Source organism: Pseudoalteromonas sp. RB2-MNA-CIBAN-0110 (assembly GCF_040309305.1).
GTDB lineage: Bacteria > Pseudomonadota > Gammaproteobacteria > Enterobacterales > Alteromonadaceae > Pseudoalteromonas > Pseudoalteromonas arctica.
In genome coordinates, this window is record NZ_JBEOOQ010000003.1 from 55,040 (window position 1) to 71,550 (window position 16,511).

General features: G+C 37.9%; 11 protein-coding genes. 5 read left to right on the forward strand and 6 right to left on the reverse strand.

Annotated elements, in window-relative coordinates; translation table 11 throughout:
- Positions 1-53: 53 nt before the first annotated feature.
- Together nrdB and yfaE are read left to right on the forward strand one after the other, a co-directional pair.
- On the forward strand, positions 54-1,184 hold the full coding sequence (gene nrdB / locus AAEY68_RS02915; RefSeq protein ID WP_007583038.1) for a class Ia ribonucleoside-diphosphate reductase subunit beta: 1,131 nt from the start codon (positions 54-56) through the stop codon (positions 1,182-1,184).
- The gene (gene yfaE, locus AAEY68_RS02920; RefSeq protein ID WP_007583035.1) at positions 1,184-1,456 is read left to right on the forward strand and encodes a class I ribonucleotide reductase maintenance protein YfaE; all 273 of its coding nucleotides are present in this window, start codon (positions 1,184-1,186) and stop codon (positions 1,454-1,456) included. The genes nrdB and yfaE overlap by 1 nt, the downstream gene beginning before the upstream one ends.
- Before the next feature lie 79 nt (positions 1,457-1,535).
- Here the strand turns inward: yfaE and pbpC are convergent, their stop codons facing one another.
- The 4 genes from pbpC to AAEY68_RS02940 all read right to left on the reverse strand — a co-directional run bounded on the left by pbpC (position 1,536) and on the right by AAEY68_RS02940 (position 10,982).
- Positions 1,536-3,917, reverse strand: coding sequence for a penicillin-binding protein 1C (gene pbpC / locus AAEY68_RS02925; RefSeq protein WP_350585433.1), 2,382 nt, complete (start codon positions 3,915-3,917; stop codon positions 1,536-1,538).
- Positions 3,898-9,822 (reverse strand): alpha-2-macroglobulin family protein, encoded by a 5,925-nt coding sequence (locus AAEY68_RS02930; RefSeq protein ID WP_350585434.1) that lies wholly within the window; start codon positions 9,820-9,822, stop codon positions 3,898-3,900. The genes pbpC and AAEY68_RS02930 overlap by 20 nt, the downstream gene beginning before the upstream one ends.
- Before the next feature lie 65 nt (positions 9,823-9,887).
- Complete coding sequence (locus AAEY68_RS02935; protein WP_165743582.1) at positions 9,888-10,481, reverse strand: DUF1287 domain-containing protein; 594 nt, start codon at positions 10,479-10,481, stop codon at positions 9,888-9,890.
- 27 nt (positions 10,482-10,508) lie between these two features.
- Positions 10,509-10,982 carry a hypothetical protein gene (locus tag AAEY68_RS02940; protein ID WP_342875588.1) on the reverse strand — a complete coding sequence of 158 codons (474 nt, stop codon included), beginning with the start codon at positions 10,980-10,982 and terminating at the stop codon, positions 10,509-10,511.
- A gap of 284 nt (positions 10,983-11,266) precedes the next feature.
- Between AAEY68_RS02940 and AAEY68_RS02945 the strand changes: the two genes are divergently transcribed.
- On the forward strand, positions 11,267-12,262 hold the full coding sequence (locus tag AAEY68_RS02945; protein ID WP_350585435.1) for an alpha/beta fold hydrolase: 996 nt from the start codon (positions 11,267-11,269) through the stop codon (positions 12,260-12,262).
- A gap of 136 nt (positions 12,263-12,398) precedes the next feature.
- Here the strand turns inward: AAEY68_RS02945 and AAEY68_RS02950 are convergent, their stop codons facing one another.
- Together AAEY68_RS02950 and AAEY68_RS02955 are read right to left on the reverse strand one after the other, a co-directional pair.
- Positions 12,399-12,827: a hypothetical protein gene (locus tag AAEY68_RS02950; protein WP_007586178.1), complete on the reverse strand. Its 429-nt coding sequence runs from the start codon at positions 12,825-12,827 to the stop codon at positions 12,399-12,401.
- A 199-nt stretch (positions 12,828-13,026) separates the two neighbouring features.
- Positions 13,027-13,206 carry a hypothetical protein gene (locus AAEY68_RS02955; protein WP_024590142.1) on the reverse strand — a complete coding sequence of 60 codons (180 nt, stop codon included), beginning with the start codon at positions 13,204-13,206 and terminating at the stop codon, positions 13,027-13,029.
- Positions 13,207-13,490: 284 nt separating this feature from the next.
- Here AAEY68_RS02955 and AAEY68_RS02960 point away from each other — a divergent pair, with 284 nt between their 5' ends.
- Both AAEY68_RS02960 and AAEY68_RS02965 read left to right on the forward strand, forming a co-directional pair.
- A complete protein-coding gene (locus tag AAEY68_RS02960; RefSeq protein WP_024590141.1) occupies positions 13,491-13,880 on the forward strand; it encodes a YkgJ family cysteine cluster protein in 390 nt (129 codons plus the stop codon).
- Between the two features lie 215 nt (positions 13,881-14,095).
- Positions 14,096-16,465 (forward strand): TonB-dependent receptor, encoded by a 2,370-nt coding sequence (locus AAEY68_RS02965; protein ID WP_350585436.1) that lies wholly within the window; start codon positions 14,096-14,098, stop codon positions 16,463-16,465.
- The last annotated feature ends 46 nt before the right edge of the window (positions 16,466-16,511 follow it).

Below are 16,511 nucleotides of genomic sequence, written 5' to 3' on the forward strand. Positions count from 1 at the left end.
ATTTTAAGCGGGCATTTAGCCCGCTTTTTCTGATAGTTTTTTGAGTGATAAACATGTCTTATACTACTTTTAGCCGAAACCATAATAACCAAATGCAAGAGCCAATGTTTTTTGGCCAAACTGTAAACGTATCTCGTTACGACCAACAAAAATACCCTATTTTTGAAAAATTAATCGAGAAGCAACTGTCTTTCTTTTGGCGTCCTGAGGAAGTAGATGTAAGTAAAGACCGTTTAGACTTTCAAGCGTTACCCGATCACGAAAAGCATATATTTTTAAGTAACCTAAAATACCAAACTCTACTTGATAGTGTGCAAGGTCGCTCGCCAAACGTGGCCCTACTTCCCATTGTATCGCTACCAGAGCTTGAAACATGGATAGAAACGTGGGCATTTAGTGAAACGATTCACAGCCGCTCATACACACATATTATCCGTAACGTAACACAAGCACCTGAACTTATTTTTGATGATATTGTTAGCAACGATAAAATTAGCGAACGTGCCGATGCCGTAACTAAATACTACGACGACTTAATCAACTCTGTATCGCTTTACAATTTATATGGTGAAGGCAAACACGAGATTAACGGTAAAACTGTTATCGTGAATTTGTTTGAGCTTAAAAAGAAACTTTACCTGGCTATGATGTCGGTAAATATTCTTGAAGCGATTCGCTTTTACGTAAGCTTTGCATGTTCGTTTGCGTTTGCTGAGCGTGAATTGATGGAAGGTAACGCTAAAATCATCAAACTTATTGCGCGCGATGAAGCACTTCACCTTTCGGGTACTCAGCATATTTTAAACATTATGCAAGACGGTAAAGACGACCCAGAAATGGCGATTGTTGCAGCCCAGTGCCGCGACGAAGCGATTAAAATGTTTGTTGATGCTGCAGAGCAAGAAAAAGAGTGGGCTGAGTATTTATTTAAAGATGGTTCAATGATTGGCTTAAATAAGCATATTTTATGTCAGTACGTTGAATACATTACTAATGCACGTATGACTGCCATTGGCTTGCCAGCACAGTTTGAAAACAACAGTAACCCTATCCCATGGATAAACTCGTGGTTAGTGTCTGATAACGTGCAAGTAGCGCCTCAAGAAGCAGAAATTAGCTCATACCTTGTTGGTCAAATAGACTCTCAAGTTGATGCATCAGAATTTGGTGATTTTGATTTATAATGAGTGACAAGTCTACTGCAAGCATAACGCTTGCAGAAAACAGCCAGTGTATAGAATTTACCGCTGGCTGCCCTTCTCTTTTACAGTGCTTAGAGTCCATGAAAATAGACGTCGCATTCCAATGCCGTGAAGGTTACTGCGGCGCTTGTAGAGCAACGTTAGTGTCAGGTAGTGTTGAATATAACGAAGAGCCACTTGCGTTTGTGCGCGAAGGCGAAATACTCCTGTGCTGCTGTAAACCCAATGGCAATGTAAGTATTAATTTAAAGTAGTCTAAACGCTAAATACAGTTTATAAACGCCAATCTAATTGCTTAATACCCGATAACTAGCTCTTTAGCTTATTTACGTATCACTGAACGAGCTTTACACGCATTGAAACTGATGCGCTACGCCCTAAATTATCAACCACTCTTACGTCAAATTCGCCTACTTGCGGGTGCCAGAAAAAAGGCGTATCTCGCTCTACTTTACCAACAAAGCTGTTATCTACAAACCAATATAAAATACGTGAATCTGTATCTGTGATTGCGCTAAAAGGCAGGCCTTCTTGCTTCAATTTACTGGCTCTTATCGTGTAGCTAATTAAATTACTCGGGGATGTAATACTCGGTGCTGAGCCTCGTGTACTCGTGTCATTAATTAAGCATGAATCTAAATAAGGTGGAGGCTGGCGTTTAACAATGCCTGCTTGTTTAAATAATCTGACTAAGTCAGATGGCCAAAATTCATAAACTGCCTTTGTAGTTGTAGATTCAACATACTGACAAGCACGTAATCCCGATACTTTATCAATATAAATTTCACGATGTACATCGGACACTTTAATTGGCGACTTACCTGGAATAAAAAGCCCTTTTTCTGTTTTAGGGCAATGCACATTAGGTAAATCACCTGTTGTTGAACAAATATCTACTTCTGTAATATTTAAACCACCTGGTTTTATATTGCCTTTGATTAAGCCGTAACTATCTAATGAACGTATTATTTCAAAAAATACAGGCGCGGCTGCTTGTCGCCCAATAAAAGATGGGTGCCCTTCTCCTGAGAAATTACCCACCCATGTAGCTAAAACATACGGACCAACAATACCTACTGACCATGCATCGCGAAAAGCAAATGAAGTACCTGTTTTCCAATATACAGGGTATGATTGTCTTCTTTCTTTTTGAAATGAGATTTCATCAACTGCACTATTTTCACTTAGCATTTGTAAAGTCAGGTAGGCTGCCTCTGGGCTGATGAGTTGCTTGATATGATTGTTTTGATTATTTGGGTTGTTTTCGTTAATAACAGTGGCGTCTTTTTTTAATATAACTTCATCCTTATACACCCCTAAATTAGCTAACATGGCGTATAACTTAACGAGCTCTAGCATCGTTACTTCACTGCCGCCCAGCGCAAGCGCTAAACCATAAAACTCTTTGGGCTGAAGCTTTTTAATATCGGCTGCAACGAGTAAATCGTATAGCCCAACTTTTTGTAAGCGATACATCAAATTAACAGCAGGCACATTACGGCTCAGCACTAGCGATTCAGTAGCCGATATAGGCCCTAAAAACTGCTGATCGTAATTCTCTGGTGTATATCCTCCAAAGCGTTTGGGGGCATCTTTTACAAGCGTTAATGGATGAATTAACCCTTCCTCTATAGCAAGCGCATAAATAAATGGTTTAAGGGTTGAACCTGGTGAACGTTTAGCTCTTACACCATTTACTTGACCGCTAATGTCATTATTAAAAAAATCCACAGAGCCTAATTCAGCAACTACTTCCATAGTTTTATAATTTAGTAAAATAGCAGACGTATTACTAAGCCCGTCTCTATGCCTGCGATTAATGTAATTTCTTGCATGGCGCTGAAGTAAGTTTTGTAAATTAAGGTCTATCGACGTTTTATATTCTCCAGGCTTTAGGTGCGGGTACTCGCTTTGTAAATTATTAATAAAATGTGGGGCTTCAAAAGGCAAGTCTGAAGAGGCATATACCTTTATCGGTAATTGCATAGCTGCTCGCCAGTGTTTATCGTCTGGGTACTTTTCAAGCCAACGAGTAAACAGTTTTTTTCTTGTTTCTAGCAATACCAGTTTAGCCGATTTTTTAATGGGATTTCGTTTGGTTGGGTTTTGCGGGATTAAGCTAAGTAATAATGACTCAGGTAAATTAAGATCAATAGCTGGTTTCTTAAAATAAATTAAACTGGCTGCACCAACACCTTCAATATTTGATCCATAAGGCGCTAAGTTAAAATACGCCTCGAGTATTTGGTTTTTACTGTAGTGTCTCTCAATTTGTAACGCTCGAAGTATTTGTTCTACTTTTCCAAAAATAACATGCGTGTTCATCCCAAAGTGCAACCGGGCTACTTGCATTGTTATTGTTGACGCACCGACTCGGTGACTTCTTTTAATATAGCTAGTATAAAACGCATTTATTAAAGCAATAAAATCGACACCAATATGCTCATAAAAGTCTTGGTCTTCATACAGTAAAGTAGCTTGTTGAACGCTCAAAGGGATTTTATCTATTGGCGTCCATAATCTATATCTATCGTCTGCGGCTAAATTTAAACGAAGTAATTTATCACTGCTATCGTAAAAAGCCGTTGAGTAAGCATTGGGCTGGGTAATATCAGGCTTTGGAGTAAATAAATACAACAGCACTGCAAGCAGTGCTGTTGTAAAAAAAGCTGTTTTTATTATAAAACTAAGCTTTTTATTTAGCGGCGGTAACATCAAAACGACCCGATTTTGAGTGCGCTTTAATACTTAAATCATACATAGATTCAGCATAAGCCGATGGCACTACAAAGCTGCCAGATGCAGTAGCCTTAATCTTGTAAGTAAGCTCAGTCATGCTATCGCCAAAGCTGCCATACAATATAACGCGATCCTCTCGTATATCTTTATAATCAGAGGTCCAGCGATTATAACTATTGCGAACGCTGTCTCTGAGTACTTCAAACCCACCAGGTAGTAAATCAATAACAGCAACATCCGAAATATTTTTACCCGTTGTACTACGCACTCGTAATACAACGTTTAGTTCTTGACCTTGAACAGCGGTGGTTATCACATTACCTTTATCGTCTTGGTATTCTCTGACAACTTCTAAACCATTACTTAATGGCTTTTGTGGCACGTTTGTATCAAAACCAGCTTGGCTCATCATGTAAAATGAGCGAGGTGGCGCTAATACATCAAGCGTTTTAACGTCATTTAAAAACGAGGCTTTAGGATAAGGTGTATAGGTTACGTCTAATGCCTTTTTTTCTGCCATTGTCGTTGTTGCCATTATTTTTACATCTTCAGGCTGGGCTTGTGATAACGCAACTTTTGAGTATGCCGTCATAGCAAGTACAGACCAAGCAGACGACAACGTGTTGTAGTCTCCTTTAAAAATAGGGTCAACGACATTAAACAAATCATCTTTAGTTAACTGCTTTAAGCGAGCAGGAAAATGTTTTGATAACAAATAAATATACTGTCCGTCGTGAGCTAAACGTGAGTCGTAAGCGCCCCAATTATCGTGCTGGGTATCTTGCCCAATTTTATAGCTATTGATCAGTGCTTGCGCTTTGTCGCTTGCACGTAATAGCTGATAAGTTGCGCCCATAAACGCGGACGTTATATCTTGTTGCCATACTTTGCTATTACTCGCATTTACACTTTTTTCTAAATCAGATAAGTAATTAGTTGTTACCTCACCTTGTCGTGTTAGCAAATAAATGGCATAAGCGCGGTTTCTGTCATTCGTCTCTAAAGATCCGCTCGCTATACTGCGCACACCTTCAAAACCACTGCTCCACATATCATAAGGTATTGCTACGCCCGCTTCTTTTGCATCTAATAAAAAATGCATAACATAGAGAGAAGAATAAATAGATGCACTAGAATTACCCGGCCATAACATAAATCTGCCATCAGGTAACTGACGTTGACGAAGGGTATCTATTAAGTTGTTTATACGCTCATGTTTATAAGATACATCGCCCATATAACTTGGGTGTTCTAAATAACTCAGCACCGGAAACACACTACTCACTACTTGCTCGGTACACATATGAGGAAAGTTATCTAAATAACTAATAAGACCATCAACAAGCGCTAACGGGCTTTGTGAAACGGTAATATTATTTTGTGATAAGTTAGGATATAGCTGTCTCGAAACCGCTATTTCTTTTTTACCTGATTCACTAAAGCCACTTTCAAAGCTACTAACAAATGCAACCGCAGGGCGCACACTTAACGTTGCCGTGCGTTGGCTAACATTGTCACCCGACAGCGCAGTAAATGTAATTGATGCAGCGCCAAGCTTATCAAGCACTTTCACTCTAAACGTTAATGTGTCTTCTGATTTTTCATCAATATTTAGCGTTAATTTTTTATCGCTTATTATTTCAATGTTGCTTGAAGTAAGCGCTTCTACCGTAATTGGCAGTTGTTTACCTGAATCCTCAACGCCATTAGCAATACCAAGTACAATATTAAACTCATCGCCTGGTGCTGCTGTCGTTAATACATTAGGAGTTAATACGAAGGGCCCTTTCACAAGTGTTGTACTTTCTTTAACACCAACACCCTCGTCATTTACGGCAATAGCAATTACACGTACCTGACCTGCAAAAGTATCTGGGATAGTAAACGTATGTTTTTTCGTTTTAGCATCAGCCGATAAAATACCAGACCAAAATGCGACTGGTTTTTGTACCTTACGAGAAAACGGGTTAAGTTGCTTGCTCTTGCGGTTCATTGCCATTGAGTCAGCATAACCACCACCCGCAGCTGCAAGCTCTTGCACTAGTTTAAATTCAGGTAAAATAAGATCAACAATTTGCATAGTACTAACTTCTAAAGCACGTTTTTGTAAGAAGTGATTTAACGGCTTTGGCGTCCGATAATTCGCCACTTGTAAAATACCTTCATCTACAGCAAATAACAGAACACGTGAAGGTGATTTAGCACTATATGAAATGACTAAATCGTCACCTGGTTTTACTTTATCAGGTATGTTTACGTCAAAATCTATTGCGCGTTTACTACGATCAATCGCAAATGGTTTAACTGCGTAGCTTAATGGGCTTGTAAATATTTCTTTCGATTCAAGGCTTCGAACAAATGAAACATTAACATACGCATTGCCTTCTATCCCTTGAGGTAACGTTATTGTTTGTATGCTACTTGTTGTTTTACTCTCAAACCATTTAAAAGCGTGTACTTTATTAGTTTCAATTGTAATTAAACCCGAGCCAACATAAGGCGCTACAATACTTATTTCGATTGTTTCGCCAGGTTTGTAATCCGGTTTATTTAATTGAACTTGCAGTTCAGCATTTTTTTCAAGCTTACCCGCTAAGTTACCCGTGCCGGTTATCGTAAACGATACCCTACTGACGGTATTCCCTTTGCCATCAACGAGTTCTATTAAGTAATCACCTGGTTCAGCAGTGGGTAATTCGTAGTTTGCGCCATCTTGTTTAATGTAAAACGGGTTGCTTGATATCTGTTTGTTTTTTCTAACCGATTGGTACTTATAAGTGCCGTTATTTTGTTGCACCAACGTAGATACATATTGTTGTTCTATTAAATTTAGCGATAAATCATCACGAGCTACTTGCTCAGTTTCTGAATTAATATTAATAAATTTTACAACACGTTTTGACTCTTTTGATATGTAGCTTAAATCGCCATCGGCTTTATAACCAACTAACTGCTCAACGGGTGAAACAAGCACCGAGCTGCTTGCACGAACACTTTTACCACCGCCTTCTTCATACCCTTGTACTGCAAAATTTAACTGATAAGTACCTGCCTCATAGCGAGTTAAGTCAATATCAAATTCTGCCTTGCCTTGTTCATCAGTTTTGGTTTCGGTTAATGATTCATAACTGTGTCTAATATTTTTTCCTTCACTGTGGGGATCAGAAAACATATAATCTTTGTATTCATTAAAGTAAAAACCAGCTGGAGATAAATGTAAATCAGCAGTAACACGTCTATTTTGAGCAGGTGTACCAAATAAGTTTTGAAGGCTCACCAATGCTTTAAATTTTGAGCTGTTTACCCACCCCTTTGCAGATGATTGAGAAAATTGACTACTAATTTTCAATCTATCTGGTACAAACTCTTCAACTTTAAACTGAGTACTGCCTAATTGGTCGCGGCTATTATTATTTTTAATAAGTTGGACCGATACATAATACGTTCCGGTATTGGCGCTATTTTGTGTTTTAAAGTCAAAATCAAGCAATCCATACTTATCTAAGCTCACTCGTTTATTATAAACAGTTGTCCCTTTAGGATCGGTAATTATAAGTTCAAGCGGTATATCGCCCAGTTTTGCAAAGTTTTGTTGCTTCACAATCGTGGCAAGTTTAACACTATCGCCTGGTCGATAAATTCCACGGTCAGAAAAAACAAACGCATCTATTTTATTACTACCACTGAGCCCAGAACTTACACCGCCGGTATCAAACCGAGAGTAGTTAACCATTCGAGCATAGCGATTATAAGGAATAAAAGACATGTCACTTTTAGTTTCGACTACAAAAGCAACGGGAGTTTGATCATCAGTAAACCACGTTGTGTTGTCGAAAAATGCGTGCCCCTCAGAATCTGTTTTAGTATTTAAAATAACTAATCCGTTTTTACCCAATAACGACACCTTCGCTTTTGCTACCGGTTTTCCTGTTTCAATAGATTGGATAAATATATCGCGAGATCCATCTGCATTATTTTTTACCAAAATACCTAAATCAGTAATAAGGATAAGTCGTTTTTCTTGGGGTCCATATACGTAATTATCTTCTGTATTTAACGCTTGAGCATTTATAAAAAATAAGCCTAAACCAACTGACTCATTATACTTACTACTCAAATCAATAGATGAATAGACCGCTTTTTTAGGGTGCTCCGATTTTAAATTAACTCGTCTGGTAAAAATTGAACTTATGTTTTCTTCTGTAAAGTAATAATTATTAAATTCTGGATTAGAAATATCACCACTGGTTTGACTTATAAGGTGGTTAATTTGATTGGCTTCTACCCTACCTACTTTAACTTGAAGTGCGTTTACACCGCGGGTCAAAAATGACAATTTATGATCGCCATTTTTTGATAATATAGACCCTTTAGACATAATATTTACTTGTGTCGGATAAGCCGGCGTATCTAAAATAGTGTCGTATTTATTCACCATCGTAAACTCACCCGTCGACTTTAATCCCTTATCAATCGCGACATAAACTTGCTGGTTTTGAGGGGCGTCAAACGTAAAACTGTGTAACTTAGCGGTATCTTGCGCGGTAGGAATCGCATTTAACTTAACTTTTTGAGATTGCTTAAGCACTGCATCAGTAACCTCTCGTGGACTACCGAAGTACTTATAATTACCTTTTGAATCTTTAGCCGGTAATACGTAAGCAGTCGTTTTACTAACCACATCTTGCGATGAAATATCATCTGTGAAGTCTAAAACAAGTGTTTGTTCGGGCTCCCCTTGCGTATTTTTTACCATCAACACTTTGGCAGTATTTACTCTAAAAAAGCTATTTACACTTGGGATCAACACAGCGTCTTTAATCTCTACTGTTGTTTGAGAAGGACCCATAACCGGCTTTACACCGTTATTAAGAACAAAATACAGATAGCTTTCGGTATCTTGAATACGTATTTGCTCTGAAGTAATGTAAATCTCTCGTTGATGCTTGTCGTAAGTAACATCAAATTTATATTGTGCGAGTTCGTTCTTGCCATCTTGCTCAAGTGATTGAGTCAGCTTTAGATTGTTTTTTATGGTGCTTATATCTGTTGGGTGAGTCGCTTTTAATGTTGCAACCACCTTGTGACTTTTTTTAACGTTAGGGTCTTGATAAAAAGCGAGCGAGCTTAGTGTTAGTTCAAAGTTGGGAGTTTTAAATACATGCTCATTATCGCTTAGATGTATATCACTTTTAAAAATAGATGAATCAAAACGTACCTTATATTCTTGCCCTGCTGACCAATCTTGTTTTGGGATAAATTTAAGCTGGCTTTCACTATTCCAAGACCACTGTCCAATTAGCTCAGGCGTGACTTTTATACCTGTGGGAATCACTTTGCCAACAAGCGCAAGCTTTGCGACAGAGTAAGACACTGCATCCGTGTTTTCTACATCATCTAAAACGGGAGTAAAATCAATATAAAGCGGTTCAGGGCTTAAAACATCAGATAAAGTGGTAACAGCAGGTGTAGAGTGAGTTGCTTTGTAACTAATTGGCTGTGGTAAGGAAAGAAAAAAACAATAGCCTGCTATAATTAATATCAACATTAGCACGGCGCTAAAAAATGCTGTTTTGCGCTCTTTAGCAAACCTAAGCATATTATTTATAGCAGTAATTAACCATTTCGGTTTATGCCAAATAATGACACCAAATACATTTAAAATAACAAAAAATGTAGTCAGTAAAACCCACACACTGCCAACTGTTTTTTCGGTTACATTTACGTTGCCAAGTAAGCTTGCAACCAAGCTAAACAAACCCGTTCCTATGGCTGAAAAAGCAATACTCATAAATAAGCTAGCTATTTTGGGAGCGAGTTTACTTTGTTTAAGATTAACCTCTTTTGGGTTAGCCTCTTTTGAATCGGTTTTTGTATTCACGTTCAAAATCCTTTTTCTTTATACTGCAATATCAATAAATGAGAGAACTCATACTTATAATCTGGTTATTTATATTCTTGTGGGACGAAACGGTAATGCCCCGTAATTTTAAAATCGAAAAGCATGTCGCTTTTTTCAGGTCCTCGACCAATATTATGAACAATTAATGGATTCCCTGTGTCTTTTGCTAACTCATTCACAACCATACCAATGTGCGGCAAATTACCTGGCAGCATCCACGTTACAATGTCACCCGTTTTATAGTCGTTCACGTTACTTGATTTAGCGAGCACTTGGCCATGATTTTTAAAGTAAGCCTGTAAGTTTGGCACACGGCGGTGGTCTATATTTTTATCCGGTTTGGTTAAACCCCAAATACGCTTAGAGGGATATAGCTCAAAGCTTTTTAACATGTCCTCATGCACAAGCTTTTGCAAATCAATACCTAAAAGTCGATATGATCGAATAACTACATCGGTACACACCCCTACATTAGCGGGCACATCGCCACCCGGATAAGTAATAGAGCGATAAGACCCATCGTAGGTAACGTTATGTGTTGTTCTTTCAAGTAACGCAGCCACAATATCGTCATCAAACGATGCCGCATAGGCATTTACACTAAGTAAGCTCAGTAAAAAAACAGTAAAGCGTGTCATATGCAATCCTTTGAAAATGTTAATTAACTACAACGCTTGAACCACGAGTTCAGGCACGTTTATTTTCTTGCCATTATTTGTAAAGTGCTTATCAAGACCATACGCCATGACTTCAAGTGGCGCAGCATCATAACCAACCTGCTGAATTTCGGTTATGTAACGCAACATAAAAGCCTCGGCGCCAAGTTCACTCCATTGGGCTACGTGAACAAGTTCATGAAAATGCACAGCTAAATTATCAGCTACGTAAGGAAGCATGTAATAAGTGTTTTTGTATGTAGTACCTGCGGCATCCATGTCAATAAAATCGTCTAATCCCATTTCACGCAAAAAAGGAAAGTTAGGTTTGGGTATTTCATCGACAATAACGTAAAAGGCATTTTTTAAAAATTCGACAGGATAAAACCCTGCAAACTCACTGGCAAATTTCTCACAGCTAATTCTTTGGGTTTTATATTTAATATTTGTTGCATCAATCCATTGTTCTATTTGTTCGAGCACGTCCTTCCTCCAAAATACTCACTTAACATTGTATAAATGTTGTAAGCCAACAACTCAATTGTAACAAAAGTAAATTAACGAATCTCTTTTTAAAGTACAAAAAGCTGCTAAAAAACCACTTACCCTCTAATCAACTATATATTTGGTAATGTGCTTTAAAAACACAGGTATTGTTACTGTGTCCTTATTAGTAGTAACTTGTAATTATTAACTGAATGCAATTGTGTAAATAACGGGTCTGGTAAATTAATAAAGCGTCATTACCAAAAATAACGAGTTTACTTATGCACCCAGATATACAAAAAAATCTTAAAGTAAAACCTGCTCACATCGTCTCATTTATTGTGTTTTTATTAGTTTCAATGTCTACGCTTACCGCTCAGGTATATGCCGCTGATGCTGTATGGCCTTCAAAAACCGCTTACAAATATGCAAATGTAAACGGTAAAAAGATATTTTACCGAGAGGCTGGCATCCAGAATAAGCAAACCATTGTGCTTTTACATGGCTATCCGTCGTCTTCACACAGCTACCGAGAATTGATCCCGCTTTTATCAGGTCGTTATCATGTAATTGCACCCGATTATTTAGGCTCAGGATACAGCGAACGCCCAAACCCAGAAACTCAAAAATATACTTTTGAATTACTAGCTCAATACGTTGAAGGGTTACTAACAACGCTTAAAGTAAAGCGCTACAGCCTATATATACAAGATTTTGGGGCACCTGTAGGCTTTAGAATGTTGTTAAATAACCCTAATAAACTTGATGCACTTATTGTACAAAACGGTAATGCGTATTTAGAGGGGCTAACCCTACCGAGGCAAGCATTTTTTAAAGCCGCGAATGAAGATAGTTCGAAAGCTCAGCAAGATAAAATTTATTCGTTCACGTCTGAACAAGCCATTATTAATAAGCAGTATTTACGAGACGTACAAAGTAACCCAGAAGTGATGAGCCCAGATAGCTGGACGCATGATCTTCACTTTTTACAAACCAAAGCCGATAGAGTAATTCAAGTGCAATTGCTACAAGATTACTACAACAACCTTCTCGACTATCCAAAGTGGCAAGCTTATTTACGCAAGTACCAACCACCAACGTTAATTGTATGGGGTAAAAACGACCCTGCGTTTATAGCCGAAGGCGCTAAAGCATACTTAAAAGATGTACCGAACGCTGAACTGCATTTACTCGATTCAGGGCACTTTAGCGTTGAAGAAAAACCAGTAGAAATTGCAAAGTACATTATCGATTTTATGAATAAGCTAGCTCAATAGTAAGCCTTTTCTTTTGGTTTAGTATTTATAGCGAACATAAAAAAACGCTGAGGGTATAGACCATCAGCGCTTTATTAAGCTCAAGCTAAATCCACAAAAATCACATTTTATATGGATAAGTTATACTTTTATGTATTTAACCTTCTTCTTCAATAAGCGACTCTAGTAGGTCGTGTATTTCAGCTTTAAGCTCTTTGTCTTCAATTTTATTGGCGCTGACTTTAGCATTTTGAAGGTTTTTAATAGCTTCATCTTTTTGGCCAAGCTCAAGCTGTAATGTAGCCATTGAAAAAGAAACCGACGACATGTGATCTTTGTTATTAATCGCAATCGACTTTTCTAATGCTTTTTCGTAAGTAGTAATTGCCTCTTCTAACTCTTCGGTAAAATCAGCTAAAGTTTCCCATTGTACAGGGTGATCTTTTGAGGTGTTTTCGTTTTCAATACAAATAGCTTTTAATTGAGCAAATAACGACTCAAACTTTTCACGGTTATTTTTGTTAGCCGCCGCCATTAAATCTTCTGCTAGATCATGTACCGCTTTATATACTTTTGTATTCATCATCACTGGTTATCCTTTAATGCAGCTAAACTCATTTACTCACTCAATTTAGCTAAAATGTATCATTACAGTCATTATAAAACGTATTTAAACAACTGATTTATTTAATTTGGTGTATAGCGTAATAATACATTAATAATGAACATCGCGTAGGCGTTAAACACTCTGTGATTAAACTTTATCGCAATTACTCTTGGTAAACTTACACGCTGAATAAACTTGCAACCCAATCCAACGTAAAAATGGTCGTAAACACTTTAAGTGCAATGACAACTGAAAATAATAGGATGATTGCCGCTTTAGCTTTGCTACTTTTGAGATTGTTCCAATACAATAACTTTGCATTAAATTCTGTTTTTAACTTAGTGACAGCCTCTTTCATAATAACGCCCTGCTTAGGTATCCGCGCTCAGCAACATTTAACAATCACACAGTTGCTCAAGCGGGGTTTGTAACATTTTTCGCTACCTTTAGAGTAAACCATTAAATAAAGCCTGTACTATATAAAATGTAACAAGGGGTTTTAACTTAAGTTATTGTATCTAACTATTGTTTACACACCCAAAAATGAAAGGATGGGTAAATTCAGTAGAGCGTTAATAATAAATTTGGTGCTACACTAATAACTAACTTAAATTCGTTAACAGCCAATTAAATTAGCCAATTATGAAAGAATGCAACCAGTGTGGTAAATGCTGTATTAAATATGGCGGCGGCGATTTAAGCGCAACAAAAGAAGAAATAGATTTATGGGAGCTTTTTAACCCCGAAATTTATGAATACGTTAAAAACAACGAAATTTGGTTTGACCCAAAAACAGGCTTAAGACTTCAAGTGTGCCCATTTTTAGAAATTGCGCCTAAAAAAGATCCTCTCGCTAAAAATATGTATACCTGCAGTATTTACCTCGACCGCCCAGAAGACTGCCGCCACTACCCTAGTCTTATTTCAGAGATGATCCGCGACGAATGCGAAATGATTGAATCTGTAGATATAACAAATCAGACAAGAGCGCAGCATAAACTAGATGCGATAATGATAGATAGCCGCTATTAAATACATAGGTTTACCGGTTAGCGCTATGAGTTCTTCGGTCAAATAGATAAGTTTTCTATTCACAAACCTATTATTTGAATTTTTATAATATTGGCTTAATCGTCATTTTTAGATTATTCATCGCAAAATTCAAAGTTATACTATAACATTGTTGATTCGTTAATTTTGCGGTGTTATATTATATCACAACATAATAACCACGAACCAATATATCCATGACAAAGTTAACATTAATCTCCTCTGCTATTTTTTCTGTTTTATGTTCTCAATCAGCTTTGGCTGCAACCGTTACTGGTAAAGTAATGGATGATAAAAATCAACCTATTAAAAATGCCTCTATCCATGTCCATGGCAAAAACCAAAGCGTTAAAAGTAATGATTTAGGCGAGTTTGCTATCGATATAGATGCAAACAGCCAATTACATATTAGTAAAGACAACTACATCGACTCTCGTATTGCTGTTACCGAATCTTCAAATAATCTGTCTGTGTCACTTAAACCAACATCGGTTGAAACAGTGGTTGTTTATGCCTCTGCACTTCATAAGAACAGCCTAGAAATGATTTCTCCTGTAAGTGTGCTATCTGGTGATGAATTAAGAAATAAATCTAAACCAACACTTGGCGAAACTCTTAAAGGTTTACCAGGCGTAAATGCAAGTTACTTTGGCCCTGTATCATCAAGCCCAATTATTCGTGGTTTAGATGGCCCTCGCGTTAAAATCACACAAAATGGATTAGATGCCAGCGATGCGTCGCGAATTGGCCCAGACCACGCGACATCAAGCGACAGCCTAGCGGCAGAGCAAATTGAAGTGTTGCGCGGTCCAAGTACCCTACTTTATGGCTCTGGTGCAATTGGTGGCGTTGTAAACGTGGTTGATAACCGTATTCCTACTAGCAATATCGACGAGCTTACAGGCGCTGCTGAATACAGCCACGATACGGTGTCAAATTCAAACACCGTAGCTGCAAAACTTGAAACAGGTAATGAAGGCTTTAACTTTCATTTTGATGGTACTAAGCGCAGCGGCGATGATTACCAAACACCGACCTTTACTATTGCCGACGATGATGGCGATGTTGAAACCGAAAGCTCGGTAGAAAATACTTTTATTGATAGCGAAACACTCAACTTTGGTACCAGCTATGTTGGCGATCACTTAACGATTGGTTTTTCTTACGGTAGCATTGAGACTGATTACGGTATTCCTGGGCATGAGCATCATCACGATCACGAAGGTGAAACTGAAGAAGAGCATGCAGAACATGAAGATGAAGCTGCTGAAGAGCCAGTTTACGCACATTTAGAGCAAGACCGCTGGCAAGGGCTTGTAAGTTACGCTCTTCATAATAACTGGATTGAAACCATCAACCTACGTGTTGGCTATACAGATTATTCACACAGCGAAATTGAAGATGGCGAAATTGGTACTACTTTTAAAAATAAAACGACTGAAGCACGTTTAAATGTAGAGCATAAGTTTGCTGATTGGCACGGAATGATGGGCTATCACTACAGCGATTCTGACTACGATGCAATTGGTGAAGAAGCATTTACACCCGCGAGTGTAACTACAACTAACGCATTATATTTACTAGAAGAGCGTGAATTTGGCGACGTGACAATAGAGCTTGGTGCACGTGTAGAAGATTACAAAATTGAAAGCCAAATCACGGCACACGAACATAGCCACGATGAAGTAGAAATAGATCATAGCGACGAAGAAACTATTGGATACAATAAAAGCTTTACCAATTTAAGCGCCTCTGCCGGTGCCATTTGGCAGTACAAGCCGGGTCATAGTATTGCGACAAGTATTTCTCATTCAGAACGAGCACCACTTTCGGCAGAGCTTTTATCAAATGGTTTACACATTGCAACTGGCACTTATGAGCTAGGTCTTGGTTACAACATTGAAGATAATGAAGCGCATTTTGAGCCAGAAAATATCAAGCAAGAAACCTCAACAAACCTAGATTTAAGCTTTAGACGTTTTAGCGGTGATTTTGGTTACACCGTTAACTTTTTCTATAACGATATTAAAAACTTTTATTTCCAAGAAAATACGGGGTTAGTTTACGATGAAGAAGATGGTTTAGAATCAGCTATTGGTGCACATGACGATGCTGTTGCGGTTTATCAGTTTACAAGTAAAGACGCAGAGCTTTATGGAATTGAGTTTGACGCACATTACCAAGTAACCCCAAGCGCTATGGTTAAAGTATTTGGTGACTCAACTCGTGCAAAACTAAAAGACGACGAAGGCAACTTACCGCGTATTCCTGCCAATAAATTAGGCTCTGAGTTACAGTACGATTTAGGTGACTTACAACTAACACTGACGGGTACTCATTACTTTGATCAAAACGATGTAACTGCATTTGAAACAAAAACGGACGGCTATACGTTATTTGATGCACAAGCGAATTACCAATTAGGTTTAGGCAGTGTAGATGCACAGCTTTATATAAACGTGGATAACATTACTGATGAGTTAGGCTTTGTGCATAGCTCATTTATTAAAGATAAAGCCCCACTACCTGGCAGAAACTTCCGCTTTGGTGTTCGTGGTTATTTTTAATAATTAAAAATAGTTTTTAGTTTATATATTTACAAACCGCATTTTA